The 19604-nt window shown below is 58.1% G+C and carries 13 protein-coding genes; 7 read left to right on the forward strand and 6 right to left on the reverse strand.

Annotated elements, in window-relative coordinates; all coding sequences use genetic code 11:
- Positions 1-14: 14 nt before the first annotated feature.
- The 3 genes from cydC to trxB all read right to left on the reverse strand — a co-directional run bounded on the left by cydC (position 15) and on the right by trxB (position 4679).
- On the reverse strand, positions 15-1751 hold the full coding sequence (gene cydC / locus TAN611_RS08390; RefSeq protein ID WP_203067529.1) for a cysteine/glutathione ABC transporter ATP-binding protein/permease CydC: 1737 nt from the start codon (positions 1749-1751) through the stop codon (positions 15-17).
- Between the two features lie 2 nt (positions 1752-1753).
- On the reverse strand, positions 1754-3520 hold the full coding sequence (gene cydD, locus TAN611_RS08395) for a cysteine/glutathione ABC transporter permease/ATP-binding protein CydD (RefSeq protein ID WP_105230508.1): 1767 nt from the start codon (positions 3518-3520) through the stop codon (positions 1754-1756).
- A 187-nt stretch (positions 3521-3707) separates the two neighbouring features.
- On the reverse strand, positions 3708-4679 hold the full coding sequence (gene trxB / locus TAN611_RS08400; RefSeq protein ID WP_203067530.1) for a thioredoxin-disulfide reductase: 972 nt from the start codon (positions 4677-4679) through the stop codon (positions 3708-3710).
- Positions 4680-5339: 660 nt separating this feature from the next.
- Here trxB and lrp point away from each other — a divergent pair.
- From lrp to TAN611_RS08435, 7 genes are all read left to right on the forward strand, one after another.
- Complete coding sequence (gene lrp / locus TAN611_RS08405) at positions 5340-5834, forward strand: leucine-responsive transcriptional regulator Lrp (protein ID WP_004928318.1); 495 nt, start codon at positions 5340-5342, stop codon at positions 5832-5834.
- 120 nt (positions 5835-5954) lie between these two features.
- Entirely contained in the window at positions 5955-9584 is a 3630-nt protein-coding gene (locus tag TAN611_RS08410; RefSeq protein ID WP_203067531.1) for a DNA translocase FtsK 4TM domain-containing protein, read from the forward strand.
- 186 nt (positions 9585-9770) lie between these two features.
- Positions 9771-10382: an outer membrane lipoprotein chaperone LolA gene (gene lolA, locus TAN611_RS08415; protein ID WP_015671745.1), complete on the forward strand. Its 612-nt coding sequence runs from the start codon at positions 9771-9773 to the stop codon at positions 10380-10382.
- Between the two features lie 67 nt (positions 10383-10449).
- Positions 10450-11736 (forward strand): replication-associated recombination protein A, encoded by a 1287-nt coding sequence (locus TAN611_RS08420; RefSeq protein WP_158684859.1) that lies wholly within the window; start codon positions 10450-10452, stop codon positions 11734-11736.
- Positions 11737-11845: 109 nt separating this feature from the next.
- The gene (serS, locus tag TAN611_RS08425; RefSeq protein WP_203067532.1) at positions 11846-13138 is read left to right on the forward strand and encodes a serine--tRNA ligase; all 1293 of its coding nucleotides are present in this window, start codon (positions 11846-11848) and stop codon (positions 13136-13138) included.
- Between the two features lie 275 nt (positions 13139-13413).
- The gene (locus TAN611_RS08430; RefSeq protein WP_203067533.1) at positions 13414-13830 is read left to right on the forward strand and encodes an NUDIX domain-containing protein; all 417 of its coding nucleotides are present in this window, start codon (positions 13414-13416) and stop codon (positions 13828-13830) included.
- A gap of 294 nt (positions 13831-14124) precedes the next feature.
- On the forward strand, positions 14125-15276 hold the full coding sequence (locus tag TAN611_RS08435) for an MFS transporter (RefSeq protein WP_105230514.1): 1152 nt from the start codon (positions 14125-14127) through the stop codon (positions 15274-15276).
- Between the two features lie 50 nt (positions 15277-15326).
- On the opposite strand, the gene pflA is transcribed toward TAN611_RS08435, so the two are convergent.
- The 3 genes from pflA to focA form a co-directional block, all read right to left on the reverse strand.
- The gene (gene pflA / locus TAN611_RS08440) at positions 15327-16067 is read right to left on the reverse strand and encodes a pyruvate formate lyase 1-activating protein (protein WP_203067534.1); all 741 of its coding nucleotides are present in this window, start codon (positions 16065-16067) and stop codon (positions 15327-15329) included.
- A gap of 284 nt (positions 16068-16351) precedes the next feature.
- Positions 16352-18634: a formate C-acetyltransferase gene (pflB, locus tag TAN611_RS08445; protein ID WP_203067535.1), complete on the reverse strand. Its 2283-nt coding sequence runs from the start codon at positions 18632-18634 to the stop codon at positions 16352-16354.
- 51 nt (positions 18635-18685) lie between these two features.
- Positions 18686-19543, reverse strand: a complete 858-nt coding sequence (gene focA, locus TAN611_RS08450) for a formate transporter FocA (protein ID WP_105230517.1) — start codon at positions 19541-19543, stop codon at positions 18686-18688.
- Between the last annotated feature and the right edge of the window lie 61 nt (positions 19544-19604).

Below are 19604 nucleotides of genomic sequence, written 5' to 3' on the forward strand. Positions count from 1 at the left end.
CTCTTAGCGTCGCGTTACAGCGAGACGTTGCTGATACGTTGGCGGAACTGGGCATAGCGCCCGCGCTGGCGCAGTAGCGTGGCGTGATCGCCTTGTTCGACGATACGGCCGCCGTCCATCACGCAGATGCGGTCCATATGCTCCAGTCCGTACAGGCGGTGGGTCACCAGGATCAGCGTTTTGCCCTGACAGTGCTGACGCAGCAGCGCCAGAATCTGTTGTTCGGTCTCGGCGTCCAGCCCTTCGGTTGGTTCATCCAGCAGCCACAGCGGCGCTGAATGCAACAGCGCGCGGGCGATGCCCAGACGCCGCTGTTCGCCGCCGGACAGCTGACGGCCGCCTTCACCGAGCCAGGCGTTCAGCCCTTCGTTTTCCAGCAGTTTGTCCAGCCCGACCTGGCTCAGCGCCTGTTGCAGAGTTTCGTCGTCCGCCTCCGGCGCCGCCAGCCGCAGGTTTTCACGCAGCGTGTCGCTGAAGACATGCACCCGCTGGCTCACCACCGTGGTCATGGCGCGCAGCGTACTTTCATCGTAGCGGGCTAATGGCTCGCCGTTGAGCAGAATATCGCCGCCGTCGGCGTCCCAGGCGCGCGTCAGCAGCTGCAGCAGCGTGGACTTGCCGCAGCCGGTGCGTCCCAGCAGGGCGATATGCTCCCCGGCGGCGACTTCCAGTTCAACATTCTGCAGTACCGGCTGCGGTTGCCTCGGATAGGTAAAATCAATGTGGCGCAGTTGCAGCGTCGCGCTGGCCGCTGTTGCAGGGCCGGCTACGGGGAAATCGACGGTGGGCTGCTGTTCGATCAGCTGTTTTACCCGGGTGGCGGAGGCGATCACCTGTCCGAGGTGCTGAAACGCGGCGGCAACCGGCATCAGCGCTTCAAACGAGGCCAGTCCGGCGAATACGAACAGCGCGATCAACGCTCCGGGCTGGCTATTGCCGCCGACGCCGCCGGCGGTCAGCCAGAGCAGCAGCGTCACCGTCAGCCCGCCGGCTAAAATCATCAGCGCCTGCGCCATACCGCCTAATGATGCCTGCTGCCACTGGCGGCGCTGCCAGCGCTGTTCAATCTGATCGAGCGCGTGGCGGAAATCGTTTACGGCGCCGAACACCACCAGCTCGGCCTGGCCTTGCAGCCAGGCGGTCAGCCCGGTGCGGTATTGGCTGCGCAGGGCGGTCAGTTCGCTGCCGATCGGTTTGCCGGCGGAGTAAAACAGCGGCGGCACCAGCAGCAGCAATAACAGCAGAATGCCGCCGAGGATCAGCGCCAGCGTCTGGTCGACAAAGCTCAGGCCAAAGGTGACGACCACGATCACCACGGCCGCGCTGATTAACGGCGACATTACCCGCAGGTACAGATGGTCCAGCGTATCAACGTCGGCCACCAGCCGGTTTAACACCTCGGCCTGACGGAAGCGGGCGATGCCGCCGGGCGATAGCGGCAGAATCTTGCTGAAGGTGAAGACCCGCAGGTGCGCCAGCACCCGGAAGGTGGCGTCGTGGCTGACCACGCGCTCGGCGTAGCGGCCGGCGGTGCGGAAGATCGCCGCGCCGCGTACGCCGGCGGCAGGCAGCATATAGTTAAAGGTGAGCAGTCCCGCCAGCCCGGCCAGCGACGAGGCGGCGAGGAACCAGCCGGACAGGGTCAGCAGGCCGATGCTGGCCAGCAGAGTGATAATCGCCAGCACGATGCCCAGCGCAATCAGGAACCCATGGCGGCGGTATAGCGCCAGAAACGGCAGTAAAACGCGCATGATTATAGCTCCCCGCTGCGGTGTGCGATTAAGGTGGCGAACAGCCCCGGCTGGGCACTCAGGCTGGCGTAGTCGCCCTGTTGAACGATCTTTCCGTTATCCATGACCCAAATCTGGTCGAAATCCTCGGTATCTTCCAGCTGGTGGGTGACCAGCAGGGTAGTTTGGCGCCGTGACGCGGCATTCAGCGCCTGCATCACCAGACGCTCGCTGTGGGCATCCAGGCTGGCGGCCGGCTCATCCAGCAGCAGCAGCCGACGCGGGCTGATTAACGCGCGGGCGACGGCCACCCGCTGCGCCTGGCCGACCGACAGGCGGGCGGCGCTGTCACCAAGCTCCGTCTGCAGCCCCTGTGGCAACTGCGGCAAGAACTCGCTGACGTAAGCCTGTTCCACCGCCTGCAGTAATTGCGGTTCATCGGCCTGCGGATTACCGAGCAGAATATTGTCGCGCAGCGTTTGCGCCGGCAGATGCGGGTTTTGCCCGACCCAGCCCAGCTGTCGCCGCCAGTTCTCAGCGTTCAGTTCGCGCAGTTCGTTGCCGTTTACCGTCAGGGAGCCGCGGTAGGGCAGGAACCCCAGCAGCAGATTCAGCAACGAGCTTTTGCCCGCGCCGCTGAGGCCTACCAGCGCGATGCGCTGATTAGCGGGCAGGGTGAAGGTCAGCGGCCCTGCCAGTACGACGCCCTGCGGCGACAGAATTTCCAACCGATCGGCGGCCAGCGTGAGCGGGATTGCATCGTCCAGCGTCAGTGTGCCCTGACCGATCTGTTCGCCTTCTGCATTGAGGAAGGTTTCCAACGCCTCTGCGGCGCCGACCGCCTGCGCCTTGGCGTGGTAAAACGCGCCCAGATCGCGCAGCGGCTGGAAAAATTCCGGCGCGAGCACCAGCACTAAAAAGCCGGAAAACAGCGTCACGCCGAGGCCGTAACTGCCGAAGTTCAGATCCCCCAGATAAGAGAAGCCAAAATAGACCGCGACCACGGCGATTGACAGGGAGGCGAAAAATTCCAGTACCGCAGAGGAGAGAAACGCCATGCGCAGCACTTCCATGGTGCGGCGGCGGAAGTCTTCGGAGGAGCGGGCGATCTGCGCGGTTTCCGCCTGCCCGCGGTGGAACAGGCGCAGGGTGTCCAGCCCGCGCAGCCGGTCGAGGAAGCTGCCGCTCAAGCGCGCCAACGCGACAAAGTTACGGCGGTTGGCATCGGCGGCGCCCATGCCGACCAGCGCCATAAACAGCGGGATTAACGGCGCGGTCGCCAGCAGGATCAGCCCGGCGGCCCAGTTAATCGGAAAAACGGCGATTAGGATCAGCAGAGGGATAAACACCGCCAGATACATTTGCGGCAGGTAGCGCGAGTAATAATCCTGCATATCTTCGATCTGTTCGACGATTATCGTCGCCCAACTGCCGGCCGGTTTACCCTGCACCCAGGCCGGGCCAAGCTGCTGCAGTTTGTCCAGCACCTGCCGGCGTATTTCCCGCCGCAGTACCTGGCCGCCAATAAAACCCACCCGTTCCCGCAGCCAGCTGAACAGCGCGCGCAGGACAAAAGCGGCGGCCAGCCAGATAAATGATGAGGTCAGCTGTTCGCGGGGCGTATGGTCGATGATTAAGGCATGGAGCAGTGAAGCCAGCAGCCAGGCCTGCGCTACGATTAACAGGCCGCTGCACAACCCCAGCAGCATGGAAAGGCGCAACCACCGCTTGGCCAGCGTGCTTTGCGTTTTAAGCCATTGGGTCAACTGGTGCTGTCTGGTTTTTTTCATTGGGAGTATCTGCGTCGCCGACGCCTGTTGGTACAGGCCAGGTTAACATGCTGTTAAAAAAGTGTTTTCTTCAACGTTGAAGGACACAAGTGAAGCTCAATGTTACCTCGTCACCGTGCAGGCTGAAAAGAAATAAGGCGGCCTTTTGGCCGCCTTATTTGTCAAGTTAGGTCATGTTTGGCTGGGATCAGCAGACTTCCGCCTGTGCGATGCCGTCGAGATAACGCTCGGCATCCAGCGCCGCCATACAGCCGGTGCCGGCAGAGGTAATCGCCTGGCGATAGATATGGTCCATCACGTCGCCGGCGGCGAACACGCCCGGAATGCTGGTCTGGGTCGCATTGCCGTGAATACCGGACTGCACCTTGATATAACCGTTTTCCAGCGCCAGCTGATCGCCGAAGATGGCGGTGTTCGGGCTGTGGCCGATGGCGATAAATACGCCGGCAACGGCCAGCTCCTGCGTTTCGTTTTCCTGCTTGGTGCTGCGGATGCGTACGGCGGTAACGCCCATTTCATCACCCAGCACTTCGTCGAGCTGATGATCGGTATGCAGCACGATGTTGCCGTTTTTCACTTTCTCCATCAGCCGGTCGATCAGAATTTTCTCTGAACGGAAGCTGTCGCGGCGGTGGATCAGATGCACTTCCGAGGCGATATTGGACAGATACAGCGCTTCTTCAACGGCGGTGTTGCCGCCGCCGACCACGGCGACTTTCTGGTTGCGGTAGAAGAAGCCGTCACAGGTTGCGCAGGCGGAAACGCCTTTGCCCTTGAAGGCTTCTTCGCTTGGCAGACCCAGATAGCGTGCGGAGGCGCCGGTAGCAATAATCAGCGCGTCGCAGGTGTACTCGCCGCTGTCGCCGGTCAGACGGAACGGACGCTGTTGCAAATCAACGCCGTTGATATGGTCGAAGACGATCTCGGTCTGGAATTTTTCCGCATGCTCGCGCATACGTTCCATCAGCGCCGGGCCGGTCAGGTCGTTGGCGTCGCCCGGCCAGTTCTCCACGTCGGTCGTGGTGGTCAACTGACCGCCTTGCTCTACGCCGGTAATCAACACCGGCTGCAGGTTTGCACGCGCGGCGTACACCGCTGCGGTGTAGCCCGCCGGGCCGGAGCCCAGAATCAATAACTTGCTATGTTTAGCCGTGCCCATGAATAACCTCTTTTCCCACGATGGCGGACAATGGCATCGATTGTAGGGAAAATAGTGAAGTAAAAAAAGCACCTGTAACGGTTGTTATCGATTTGTCTGATAGTTGCGGACTATTAATTCTAATATCGAGGTAAAAAACACCGGTGTCATTACTGCACTCTGGCCTACGAGGGCTAAAAACGGTGCTTTTCTCTGCGTCATGCCGCGATGGCGGCGCTTTTTAACCCAGCGGTTCATAACTAAAAAAGGGGTTAACGCTTTTCTCGACGGTACGTTCTTCTGATTTTGCTTCTTTTACTTTGACAATCCGCTGCGCATTTGCGAAAACATCAGAGGAAGAAGAAATTATCCCCGCAGCAACAGCCGATCGTTCGCCTTTTCATCATCAGGCGGGCGCCGGGCAGGGCAGGGGGGATTGCGCCTTAAACAGGCGCGCTTCTTTCTTAACGATGAAGATCGTTTTATCGCCGCGCGCAGAGTTTGACAGACAGGCTGTGACGCGGCAAAAGAGGATAGTGAAGAAGCATTGTGTGCGGCAGATTGCTCTGCGCAATCGACTGCATATAACAAAAATCGGGTCTTCGCTTGAAACAAGTCCCTACACAGTGACGTTGGCTAGGGTTTGGCAAGTGTAAGGAAGAAATAAGAGAGACAATAATAATGGCAGACAATAAGAAACGCCCGGGTAAAGATCTTGACCGTATCGACCGCAACATCCTCAATGAGTTACAGAAGGATGGGCGTATTTCGAACGTTGAGCTTTCTAAGCGCGTGGGGTTATCCCCAACGCCATGCTTGGAACGCGTACGTCGTCTTGAGCGTCAGGGGTTCATTCATGGCTATACTGCATTGCTGAACCCGCACTATCTGGATGCATCACTGCTGGTTTTCGTGGAAATCACGCTGAACCGCGGCGCGCCAGATGTGTTCGAGCAATTTAACTCGGCAGTACAGAAGCTTGAAGAGATTCAGGAGTGTCATCTGGTGTCCGGTGATTTCGACTATCTGTTGAAAACCCGCGTGCCGGATATGTCAGCTTACCGTAAGCTGCTTGGCGAAACCTTACTGCGTTTGCCGGGGGTCAACGACACCCGCACCTATGTGGTGATGGAAGAAGTGAAACAGAGTAACCGTCTGGTTATCAAAACACGGTAAGGTGCAGGTGCAAAACCTGATTAAATTCGTTACACTCCTGTTTATTCATACAGTTTTGGCGCCGGGGAAACAACTCGGCGCTGTTACTCTATCCGCTAACAGGAACCTGGAGAGCCTTTCTTGAGCCAGGAATACACAGAAGATAAAGAAGTTACCTTGAAGAAACTCAGCAGTGGCCGTCGGTTGCTGGAAGCTGCGTTGATCGTGGTGGCGATTTTTGCCGTTTACCTCATGGCTGCGCTGGTCAGCTTCAACCCGTCTGATCCCAGCTGGTCGCAGACGGCGTGGCATGAGCCGATTCATAATCTTGGCGGCGGCGTGGGCGCCTGGCTGGCCGATACGCTGTTCTTCACCTTCGGGGTGCTCGCTTACGCGATCCCGCCGATCGCGCTGATCTTGTGCTGGGTTGCCTACCGGCAGCGCGATACCCGCGACTATATTGACTATTTTGCGCTTTCACTGCGCCTGATCGGCACGCTGGCGCTGGTGCTCACCTCGTGCGGGCTGGCGGCGCTGAATGTCGACGATCTCTATTACTTTGCCTCCGGCGGCGTGATCGGCAGCCTGCTGAGCAACGCGATGCTGCCGTGGTTCAACGGCATCGGCGCGACGCTGGCGTTGCTGTGCGTGTGGGCCGCGGGCCTGACGCTATTTACCGGCTGGTCATGGCTGGTGATTGCCGAGAAGATCGGTGGGGCCGTATTGGGCATCGCCACCTTTATGACCAACCGTTCGCGCCGTGACGATCGCTATCGTGACGATGAAGACGACTTGTACGCCGAAACGCCGGAAAACGACGGCAAGGGCGCAGCGGCCGCCGCCAGCGCAGCAGCTGCCGCGCATACGGCCGATGCCGATGACGTGCTGTTCAGCGCGCCTTCCGTAAAAGAGAGCGCTCAGCCGTCTGCCGATGCCGATGAAACGGCGGATCCGCTGCTCAGCGGCCTGCGGGCTAATGACGACGATGAGGTCGCGGACGTGGCTAACGCGGCGACCAACGCTGCTGCGCCGGCGTCTGAAGAGATTTCGCCGGCCGCACCGGCCGCTGCTACTTCCGCAGAGGCTTCGGCTCCCGTGGCTCCGGCGACGCCGGCAGCTGCGCCTGCGGTGACGACGGCGCCAGCCGCGCCGGCCTCCGTGAATCAGCATCCGATGAGTGCGCAGCCGGAAGATAACGCGCCGCCGCTGTACTCGTTTGAAATTCCTGAAGAAACGCCGGTGCCGAAAACCCCGCGTCCGGCAGAGATTCAGCAGGGCGATGATGAGCCGCGTCTGGGGGACTGGAACCGGGCAACGGCGCCTCAGCAGCCTGCCGCCTCGCCGTTTGATTTCTCGGCGGCGCCGGCAGAGAGCGGGCACAATAATGCAGTTCCGGACGTTACTGACGGGGCTGCATCATCCGCCGCCGCTACCAAACCTGCAATGGATGCCGCTGCTGCGGCGGCGGCAGCAGCAGCCGCGGCCAATACGTTTATGCCGGCGTTCAGCGCCACCAGTGAAGGCAATACCCAGGTAAAACAGGGTATTGGCCCTGAGCTGCCGCGCCCTAATCCGGTGCGTATCCCGACGCGTCGCGAGCTGGCTTCTTACGGCATCAAACTGCCTTCGCAGCGGATGGCAGAACAGGAGCAGCGCAAGCAGACTGCAGAACCTGCGCCGAATAACGCCGCCGTGAACCCTCAGGATGACGAGGCGATGCAGGAAGAAGCGCTGCGTCAGGCGTTCGCCGCACAGCAGAACCAGCGTTACGGCGCGGATTATCAGCATGACCATGTCGATCCTGTCGCGAACGCCGCTGATGACGAGGATGCTCTGCAGGAAGAGGCATTGCGCAAGGCGTTCGCCGAGCAGCAGCAGGCGCGCTACGGCGCGACTCCGCAGCCGGAAGCGCCGGTTACCCCGCAGCCGGTAGAAACCAACAACGCCTTCAGCTTCTCGCCGGTCGATGATCTGGTGGATAACGGCCCTGATGAGCCGCTGTTTACCCTGTCGCCGCACGAAGAGCCCGCCGCACCGTCGCCGTATGACGGCAGCGTGGCGCAGCCGCCGCATGAGCAGCCCTACCAGACTCAGCAACAGGCTTATCAACAGCCTCAGGCGCCGGAATCTCAGGGGCAGCAGCAGCCTTATCACGGGCAGCAGCAAGCTCAGCAACCGTATCAGCAGCCGCAGCAGCAACCGGCTCAACCGGCCGCGCCGCAGCAGCCGGCAATGGACAGCCTGATTCACCCGTTCCTGATGCGTAACGATCAGCCGCTGGAGAAACCGACCACGCCGCTGCCGACGCTGGAACTGCTGACTGAAGCGCCGAAAGATATTGAGCCGGTGGATACGTTCGCGCTGGAACAGAAGGCGCGTTTGGTGGAAGCCAGCCTGGCGGATTACCGCGTGAAGGCCGAGGTGGTGGATATTCTGCCGGGGCCGGTAATCACCCGTTTCGAACTGGATCTGGCGCCGGGCGTGAAGGCCGCGCGTATTTCCAATCTGTCGCGTGACCTGGCGCGTTCGCTGTCTACGCCGGCGGTGCGCGTGGTGGAAGTCATTCCGGGCAAGCCGTATGTCGGTCTGGAACTGCCGAATGCCAAGCGCCAGACGGTTTATCTGCGTGAAGTGCTGGACTGCCCGGCATTCCGCGATAACCCGTCGCCGCTGTCCATCGTACTGGGCAAGGATATTTCCGGCGAGCCGGTGGTGGCCGATCTGGGCAAAATGCCGCACCTGCTGGTGGCCGGTACCACCGGTTCCGGTAAGTCGGTCGGCGTTAACGCCATGATTCTGAGCATTTTGTATAAAGCCACGCCGAAAGACGTACGCTTTATCATGATCGATCCGAAAATGCTGGAGCTGTCGGTTTACGAAGGTATTCCGCACCTGTTGACCGACGTGGTGACCGACATGAAAGATGCGGCCAATGCGTTACGCTGGTGCGTGGCGGAAATGGAGCGTCGCTATAAGCTGATGTCCGCGCTGGGCGTACGTAACATTGCCGGCTATAACGAGCGCGTCGATCAGGCGGAAGCTATGGGACGTCCGATTCCGGATCCGTTCTGGAAACCAACGGACAGCATGGATATTACGCCGCCGGTACTGGAGAAAGAGCCGTATATCGTGGTGATGGTCGACGAGTTTGCCGACCTGATTATGACCGTCGGTAAAAAGGTCGAAGAACTGATCGCCCGACTGGCGCAGAAAGCGCGTGCGGCGGGGATTCACCTGGTTCTGGCGACTCAGCGTCCGTCGGTGGATGTGATCACCGGCCTGATCAAGGCCAACATCCCGACGCGTATCGCCTTTACCGTATCGAGCAAGATCGACTCCCGCACCATTCTCGATCAGGGCGGCGCAGAGTCGCTGCTGGGGATGGGCGATATGCTGTACCTGGCGCCGAACTCGTCGATTCCGGTGCGCGTGCACGGCGCCTTTGTGCGCGATCAGGAAGTGCATGCGGTGGTCAAGGATTGGAAAGCGCGTGAGCGGCCGCAATATAAGGAAGGTATTATCAGCGGCGGCGACGATGGCGAAGGCGGCGGCGGTCTTGACGGTGACGAAGAGCTGGATCCGCTGTTCGATCAGGCGGTCGAGTTTGTGGTGGATAAGCGCCGCGCCTCAATTTCCGGCGTACAGCGTCAGTTCCGCATCGGCTACAACCGCGCGGCGCGCATCATCGAGCAGATGGAAGCGCAGGGGATCGTCAGCGAGCAGGGGCATAACGGCAACCGTGAGGTGCTGGCTCCGCCGCGGCACGAATGATTGCCGAGGATACATTGAGAAATTCAAGGGCCGCTTTGCGGCCCTTGTGCAAAGAAGGGTAAACCCGTCTTTTCTCGGAATATTGCGCGTTCAGCCCGCCGCCGGCTTCCGGTAAAGTGGAGGCGTGAAAAGTTTTCCTGATGACGCCGTTTGGCGGTCAACGCATTTGAAAAGGTATCTGGAATAATGAAAAAACTGTTAGTTGCATGTTGTCTGCTTTCGGGGTTCGCTTCCACTTCCGTGCTGGCCGATGCGGCGCACGATCTGCAGAGCCGTCTGGCGAAAGTGAATAGCTTCCATGCCAGCTTCAGCCAGACCGTCACCGGCGGCGACGGTTCCGCCGTGCAGCAGGGGGAAGGCGAACTGTGGGTCAAGCGCCCTAATCTGTTTAACTGGCATATGACCTCACCTGATGAGAGTGTGCTGGTGTCCGATGGCGAAACGCTGTGGTTCTATAATCCGTTTGTTGAGCAGGTAACGGCAACCTGGCTGAAGAGCGCCACCGGCAATACGCCGTTTATGTTGATCACTCGCAACAATCCAAGCGACTGGAAGCAGTACAACATTAAGCAGAAAGGTGATGATTTCGAACTGACGCCGAAAAGCAGCAGCGGCAATCTGAAGCAGTTTGCGATCTCCGTGACCAACAGCGGCACCATCAACAGCTTCGCCGCCGTGGAGCAGGATGGCCAGCGCAGCGCCTATACGCTGAAAAGCCAGCAAAATACCGCGGTTGACGCCGGCAAGTTTAAATTTACCCCGCCGAAGGGGGTGACGCTGGACGACCAGCGGCAGTGAGGTATGCGTGAGTAATAATTTGTCGCTCGATTTTTCCCAAAATGAATTCCAGCCTCTGGCCGCACGTATGCGGCCAACCACGCTGGCGCAGTATATCGGCCAGCAGCATCTGCTGGCGCCGGGTAAGCCGCTGCCACGCGCCATCGAAGCGGGACAGCTGCACTCGATGATTTTGTGGGGGCCGCCGGGAACGGGAAAAACGACGCTGGCAGAGTTGATCGGCCGCTACGGGCAGGCCGATGTCGAGCGTATTTCCGCCGTGACGTCCGGCATTAAAGAGATCCGCGAGGCAATTGAGCGCGCGCGGCAAAACCGTGATGCCGGCCGTCGCACCATTTTGTTTGTCGATGAGGTGCACCGTTTCAACAAGAGTCAGCAGGATGCGTTTCTGCCGCATATTGAAGACGGTACCATCACCTTTATCGGCGCAACCACCGAAAACCCTTCGTTTGAACTGAACTCGGCGCTGCTGTCGCGTGCGCGCGTGTATCTGCTCAAGGCGCTGACCGCTGACGATATCGGCCAGGTGCTGGATCAGGCAATGAACGATAAAGAGCGTGGCTTTGGCGGCCAGAATATCGAGCTGCCGGACGATACGCGACATATGCTGTCTGAATTGGTCAGCGGGGATGCCCGGCGGGCGCTGAACAGCCTGGAAATGATGGCTGATATGGCGGAACTCAATGCCAAGGGCGTGCGGGTACTCACCCCTGAGCTGCTGAAAGAGGTTTCCGGTGAACGCAGCGCGCGCTTTGATAATAAGGGCGACCGTTTTTATGACCTGATCTCCGCGCTGCATAAGTCGGTGCGCGGTTCGGCGCCGGATGCGGCGCTTTACTGGTATGCTCGTATTATTACCGCCGGCGGCGATCCGCTGTATGTGGCGCGCCGTTTGCTGGCGATCGCCTCGGAAGACGTCGGCAATGCCGATCCGCGCGGCATGCAGGTGGCGATTGCCGCCTGGGACTGTTTTACCCGCGTCGGGCCGGCGGAAGGCGAGCGCGCCATCGCCCAGGCGATTGTCTACCTGGCCTGCGCGCCGAAAAGCAATGCGGTGTACACCGCCTTTAAAGCCGCGATGCGCGATGCGAAAGAGATGGCAGATTATGATGTGCCGGAACATTTACGCAACGCACCGACCAAGCTGATGAAAGAGATGGGGTTGGGCGCGGAGTACCGTTACGCCCACGATGAGCCCAACGCCTACGCCGCCGGCGAGGACTACTTCCCGCCGCAAATGGCCAATACGCGCTACTACCAGCCGACCCGTCGCGGGCTGGAAGGTAAAATTGGTGAAAAGTTGGCGTGGCTTGCGGAGCAGGATCAAAATAGCCCGACAAAACGCTACCGCTAGCGTTGCCGTTGCGGTAAGGTTAGCGGGTATCACTTTCCTTTTATACGGCGCTCAATCCGCCGTATAAGACAACAAATTTTCTTTCAATAACAACAAGCACAGGATTAGCATGCTCGATCCCAATCTGCTGCGTAATGAGCTAGACGCAGTCGCCGAAAAACTGGCTCGCCGTGGTTTTAAACTCGATCTGGATTTGCTGCGTTCTCAGGAAGAGCGCCGCAAGGTTTTGCAGGTAGAAACAGAAGCGCTGCAGGCAGAACGTAACTCCCGATCGAAATCCATCGGCGCAGCGAAAGCGCGTGGGGAAGATATCGAGCCGCTGCGTCGCGAAGTAAGCGAGTTGGGTGACAAGCTGGACGCCGCCAAGGCGGAGCTGGACAAGCTGCAGAACGACATTCGCGATTACGCGCTGACGCTGCCGAACCTGCCGGACGACTCTGTGCCTAATGGCAAAGACGACAGTGAAAACCAAGAAATCAGCCGCTGGGGTGAACCACGCGCTTATGATTTCTCGGTGCGCGACCACGTTGACCTGGGTGAAATGGCCGGCGGGCTGGACTTTGCCTCCGCGGTAAAACTGACCGGCTCCCGCTTTGTGGTGATGAAAGGGCAGATTGCCCGCATGCACCGCGCCCTGGCGCAGTTTATGCTGGATCTGCATACCGAGCAGCACGGTTACCTGGAGACCTACGTCCCTTACCTGGTTAACCACGCAACGCTGTACGGTACCGGCCAGCTGCCAAAATTCGGTGACGATCTGTTCCACACCAAACCGCTGGAAGAAGAGTCCGACAGCAGCAACTATGCGCTGATCCCAACGGCGGAAGTGCCGCTGACCAACCTGGTTCGCGATGAGATTCTGGAAGAGGAAGCGCTGCCGCTGAAAATGACCGCGCATACGCCGTGTTTCCGCGCCGAAGCGGGTTCTTACGGCCGTGATACGCGTGGCCTGATCCGTATGCACCAGTTCGACAAGGTTGAGATGGTGCAGGTCGTACGTCCGGAAGACTCCATGAATGCGCTGGAAGAACTGACCGGCCATGCGGAGAAAGTGCTGCAGCTGCTGAACCTGCCATACCGTAAAGTGCTGCTGTGCACCGGTGATATGGGCTTCGGCGCCTGTAAGACCTACGATCTGGAAGTGTGGCTGCCGGCACAGGACACCTACCGCGAAATCTCCTCATGTTCCAACATGTGGGATTTCCAGGCACGGCGTATGCAGGCGCGTAGCCGCAGCAAGACCGAGAAAAAACCACGTCTGGTGCACACGCTGAACGGTTCAGGCCTGGCGGTTGGCCGTACGCTGGTTGCCGTACTGGAAAACTATCAGCAGGCAGACGGCCGTATTCAGGTGCCGGAAGTGCTGCGTCCGTATATGGGCGGTCTGGAATTTATCGGCTGATAGCGGAATTGAAAGCGCTGAGGGTAATGTTCGGCGCTGAAGTTTTGCTTGACCGGTCTATTTAACAAGGGTTCATGTCTTCGGGCATGAACCCTTGTCAGCGAATAAACGGACCATAATGCGTTCGTCTCCACCATGTACGGTATTTCTGCCGCTTTTGCCTCTGTTGACGTTACCATCGTGATGCGTATCGTGCCTGGTGCCGTCTGCGTTCTCTGCCCTGGGCCACCGGCGTCGTTTGAACATGTATCTGATCTGGATTGAGAGGTCTGAAAATGAATAACAATGTTGCAGCCAAGAATATTGATAAACTGGGTTGGGTTTATATCCAGAATAAAAAAATTCTGATGGCGCGTTCATATAACAAAGCTGCTTTTTATATTCCCGGCGGTAAGCGGGAAGCCGGAGAAAGTGACCAGGCGGCGCTGGTCAGAGAAATTAATGAAGAGCTCTCCGTCGATTTAATTAATGACAGTATTGTTTTGCTCGGGGAGTTCAAAGGGCAGGCCGACGGTAAGGCGGAAGGCGTGGTGGTGAATATACGCTGTTTTACCGCTGACTTTAACGGCGAGCTTAAGGCTAACGCCGAGATTGAAGAGATCGCCTGGCTCACGTATGCGGATCGGCATCGTTGCTCTGTCGTCTCGGTACAGGTATTGAATGCGTTAAAAGACATGCAGTTGATTGACTGACTGTATTTCTTCTGTATTGATCTAATCTATGGCGCATGCGATAGCGATAAGCACGCCACGTGGCGGCGTAAGCCGTCACTGTGTCGCTCGGCATCAGGGAGTGGCGAAACGTATTTACATCTAAGAGTAACCCGCTTGGTTAACCGTGTTTCACCACTTCTTGCCGCTGATTTCAGGCAACAGGCCGTAGCTGAAAACAAATCGTGCGGTCGAACGCTAACTGCTGATTGACTTTTTTATCGCCAGTGGCATGATGCGCGCACTCTCATTAGCTTGCTCGGTCTCAAGTTCACTATGTACGCATACTCCCGCCCAGTGCTCCTCTTGCTCTGCGGCTTGTTGTTGCTCACGGTTTCTATTGCCGTACTGAATACGTTAGTCCCTCTTTGGTTAACCCATGCTCAATTGTCAACCTGGCAAGTGGGGATGATCGGTTCTTCTTATTTTACCGGCAACCTGGTCGGTACCATGCTGGCCGGTAAGCTGATTAAGCGCATTGGCTTTACCCGCAGCTACCATCTTTCCTGTCTGCTGTTTGCCGTCGCGACGGCGGGCATGACGCTGTCGCTCGACTTCTGGAGCTGGCTGGGATGGCGCTTCTTTGCCGGCATCGGCTGCGCCTGGATTTGGGTGATCGTTGAGAGTGCGCTGCTGCGCAGCGGCACTCAGACCAACCGTGGTCAGCTGCTGGCGGCCTATATGACGGTGTATTATCTCGGTACGGTGGTGGGCCAGTTGCTGCTTGGCATGGTCTCTTCCGAGCTGTGGAACGTGTTGCCATGGGTGACGGCGATCGTGATTAGTGCCATGCTGCCGATGCTGTTTGCCCGGGTAAATAGCGCCGATGACGAACCGCAGCAGGCGGCGGTATTGCCGATGCTGAAACGCCGCAGCGCGCGCCTGGGAATTAACGGCTGCGTGATTTCCGGTATTGTACTTGGCTCGCTGTATGGCCTGATGCCACTTTACCTGTCTCATCAGGGCTTCAGCGATGCGGATGTTGGCTACTGGATGGCGCTGCTGGTTAGTTCCGGCATTATCGGCCAGTGGCCGGTCGGTAAAATGGCCGATCGCTATGGACGCCTGCTGGTGTTACGCGTTCAGGTATTTGTGGTGATTATCGCCAGTATGGCGATGCTCGGAGGCTACGCGATGGCGCCTTCACTGTTTATTCTGGGCTGCGCCGGCTTTACGCTGTATCCGGTAGCGATGTCCTGGGCATGCGAAAAAGTGCAGTCTCATGAGCTGGTGGCGATGAATCAGGCACTGTTAATGAGCTATACCATCGGCAGCCTGCTTGGCCCGTCGATGACGGCGATGCTGATGCAGAATTACTCCGATCAGCTGCTGTTTGTGATGATCGCCGCGGTGGCGCTGGTCTATCTGGTGATGCTGTTGAAGAAACAGAAGCCGGACCATCACCACACGCCGTTTGCTGCGGCCTGATAGCGAAAACCCGGCCAGATGCGCCGGGTTTTTTATGCTGTACTGCGTAATTAATAGATCACTTTGTGGCCGTAGCCTTCCAGAATGCCTTTGACCCGATCCATGGTCTCGGCCTTAGGCGGATGCACGCCGTCCAGCTTGTACTCTTCGCCCATGGCGATCCATTTATGCTTGCCTAGTTCGTGATAGGGCAGCAGCTCGATCTTTTCGATATTCGTCATATCCTTGGTGAATTCGCCCAGCAGGTGGGCGGACTTATCGTCATCTGACCAGCCCGGCACTACCACATAGCGGATCCAGGTGCGCTGGTTGCGCTTCGCCAGATAGCGGGCGAATTCCAGCGTGCGGTGGTTGGAAACACCCACCAGGTTCTGGTGAATATCGTCATTCATCTGTTTCAGATCGAGCATCACCAGATCGGTAACGTCCAGCAGCTCGTCGATTACCGGATCGTAACGGCGCACGAAGCCGTTGGTATCCAGACAGGTGTTGATGCCTTCCTGATGACAGGCGCGGAACCAGTCGCGGACGAATTCAGCCTGCAGAATCGCCTCGCCGCCGGAGGCCGTTACGCCGCCGCCGGAAGCATTCATAAAATGGCGGTAGGCGACGGCATCTTTCATCAGCTCTTCCACGGTCACTTCTTTGCCGCCGTGGGTATCCCAGGTATCGCGGTTATGGCAGTACAGGCAGCGCATCAGGCAGCCCTGGAAAAAGACGATAAAGCGAATGCCTGGGCCGTCAACGGTGCCGCAGGATTCGAAAGAGTGGATACGGCCAGTTACTGACATTGCGGGTTTCTCCAATATTGACTGTCAGGCGCAGTCTAAAAATAGGCTTACGGTCGTCAGTCAGGTATCAGCGATGCAGCAGCGGGAAATCCGGCTGCCGGAGGGGAGAGATGCCTGTTGACCGGCCGTTTGCCGGATCACTGTTTTGCCGGATGTCCACTGAGTATAGATACCTGGCAAAACAGACTCGCGGGAGTCAGGAGTATTGCATGTTAAAAGGGCCGGTTATCCCGGCCCCGGTTGCCTGTGCCGGCCGGGCCTTGCAGCCCGGCATTGGCAAGGAATTACATGGTTTGCGTGAAGGTACGGGTGATAACGTCCTGCTGCTGCTCTTTGGTCAGCGAGTTGAAACGCACCGCATAACCGGATACGCGGATGGTCAGCTGAGGATATTTCTCAGGATTATCCATCGCGTCCAGCAGCATTTCGCGGTTCATCACGTTCACGTTCAGGTGCTGACCGCCCTCGATAGCGGCTTCATGGTGGAAATAGCCGTCCATCAGGCCCGCCAGGTTGGTTTTACGCACGTCGTCATCTTTACCCAGTGCGTTCGGCACGATGGAGAAGGTATAGGAAATACCGTCTTTCGCATAGGCGAACGGCAGTTTCGCCACCGAGGTCAGAGAGGCAACGGCGCCTTTCTGATCGCGGCCGTGCATTGGGTTGGCGCCCGGACCGAATGGCGCGCCGGCGCGGCGGCCGTCCGGCGTGTTACCGGTTTTCTTGCCGTACACCACGTTGGAGGTGATCGTCAGCACGGACTGGGTCGGCACCGCATTGCGGTAGGTGCGCAGTTTCTGAATTTTCTTCATGAAACGTTCCACCAGGTCGCAGGCGATGTCATCGACGCGCGGGTCGTTGTTACCGAACTGCGGATATTCCCCTTCAACCTTGAAGTCCACCGCCAGGCCGTCTTCATCGCGGATGGTGGAGACTTTCGCGTACTTGATGGCAGACAGGGAGTCGGCCGCCACGGACAGACCGGCGATGCCGCAGGCCATGGTGCGGTAGACGTCACGGTCGTGCAGGGCCATCAGCGCCGCTTCATAGCTGTACTTGTCATGCATGTAGTGGATGATGTTCAGCGCGGTGACGTACTGCTTCGCCAGCCAGTCCATAAAGTGGTCCATACGATCCATGACTTTGTCATAGTCCAGCACTTCGTCCATCATCGGCGCTTCTTTCGGGCCGACCTGCATTTTCAGTTTTTCGTCAACGCCGCCGTTGATGGCGTACAGCATGGTTTTCGCCAAGTTGGCGCGTGCGCCGAAGAACTGCATTTGCTTACCGACCACCATCGGGCTGACGCAGCAGGCAATGGCATAGTCATCGCTGTTGAAGTCAGGACGCATCAGATCGTCGTTTTCATACTGTACGGAAGAGGTGTCGATAGACACTTTCGCCGCGAATTTCTTGAAGTTGAGCGGCAGTTTTTCCGACCACAGAATGGTCATGTTCGGTTCCGGAGACGGCCCCATGGTGTACAGGGTGTTCAGGAAACGGAAGCTGTTTTTGGTCACCAGCGTACGGCCGTCGACGCCCATACCGGCCAGAGATTCGGTAGCCCAGATTGGGTCGCCGGAGAACAGCTCATCATACTCAGGGGTACGCAGGAAACGCACCATGCGCAGCTTCATCACCAGGTGGTCGATCAGCTCCTGTGCCTGCTCTTCAGTCAGTTGGCCGGCCTTGATGTCGCGTTCAATGTACACATCCAGGAAGGTGGATACGCGGCCGAAGGACATGGCGGCGCCGTTTTGCGATTTCACCGCGGCCAGATAGCCGAAGTAGGTCCACTGCACCGCTTCCTGGGCGTTTTTCGCCGGTGCGGAGATGTCGTAACCGTATTTGGCGGCCATCTCTTTAATCTGGCCCAGCGCGCGGTGCTGCTCAGAGATCTCTTCGCGCAGCTGGATGGTCATTTCCAGGTCTTCGCCGTTTTCCAGTTTATCCTGCAGGGAGTTGAACTGGTTTAATTTGTCCGCCATCAGGAAGTCGATGCCGTACAGCGCCACGCGGCGGTAGTCGCCGATAATGCGACCGCGGCCGTAGGCGTCCGGCAGACCGGTCAGCACGCCGGATTTACGGCACTTCAGGATATCTTTGGTGTAGACGTCGAACACGCCCTGGTTGTGGGTTTTACGGTATTCGGTAAAGACCTTTTTCAGCTGTGGATCCAGCTCGCGGCCGTAAACCTTACAGGAGCCTTCAACCATTTTGATGCCGCCGAACGGGATCAGCGCGCGTTTCAGTGGTGCTTCGGTCTGCAGGCCGACGATGGTTTCCAACTCTTTGCTGATGTAGCCGGCGTCATGAGAGGTAATCGTGGAGGCGACGTCGGTGTCGAAATCAACCGGCGCGTGGGTGCGGTTTTCCAGTTTGATCCCTTCCATGACCTTGTCCCACAGCGTGGTGGTCGCCTGCGTAGCGCCGGCCAGGAAGGACTCATCGCCTTCATACGGCGTGTAGTTTTTCTGGATGAAGTCACGGACGTTGACTTCGTTCTGCCAGTCACCGTTGCTGAAACCTTCCCAGGCTTGGGCTAATTTCTCGTTAAGTTCGGTCATGTTACACCTACCTTCTAATTGTGGAGTTCGGATCCGACGTGGCGATGCGGTTTAAGGCTGCTTGTCGCCACGCAGATAAATTACCCAGTAAGTCAAACCAACCAGCAGACCGCCGCCGATGATGTTGCCGAGGGTGACGGGAATCAGGTTGTCGAAGATAAAGTTGCTTACGGTCAGATGAGCAAAGTGCTCGGGTGCAGTCCCTACGGCTTGCCAGAATTCCGGCGTGGCGAAGTGTTTAACCACAATACCCATAGGGATCATAAACATATTGGCGATGCTGTGTTCAAAACCGCTGGCGACGAACATGGCGACCGGCAGAACCATGGCGAACATTTTGTCCATCAGGCTACGGCCGGAGTAGCTCATCCATACCGCCAGGCAGACCATCAGGTTAGCCAGAATGCCGAGGCAGACGGCCTCGATAAATGTGTGGTGCAGCTTGTGGTCGGCGGTTTGCAACACGTTCAGCCCCCACAGGCCGTTGGCCGTCATATATTCGCCGGAGAACCAGATCAGGGCGACGAAGAACAGTGCGCCGATCAGGTTACCAATATAGACGTTAAGCCAATTGGCCGCCAATTGACGCCAGGTGATGCGGCCGCTGGCCTTGGCGATAACGATAAGCACGGTGGACGTGAACAGATCCGCGCCGCAGACGACAACCAGCATCAACCCCAGTGAGAAACAGATGCCGCCGACCAATTTAGCCAGGCCAAACGGGACTTCGGCGGTGCCTGTGGTGGCGGTGATGTAGAACACGAATGCGATAGAGATGAAAACGCCGGCGGTGATCGCTAAATAAAACGTTTTTAGCGGATGTTTGGTCGCTTTATAGATGCCGGCGTCTTCGGCGACTTTCGCCATCGCGGCAGGTAACAGCAAATCAAAAGGGTTGTCAGCTTTCACGCCAGTTCTCGCTCAAAAGGGTTATAACAACGCAATGAGATACTAGCAAAGCGGTATGGGG

The organism is Serratia sp. Tan611, assembly GCF_905188235.1.
In the GTDB taxonomy this organism is placed as follows: Bacteria; Pseudomonadota; Gammaproteobacteria; order Enterobacterales; family Enterobacteriaceae; genus Serratia_B; species Serratia_B rhizosphaerae.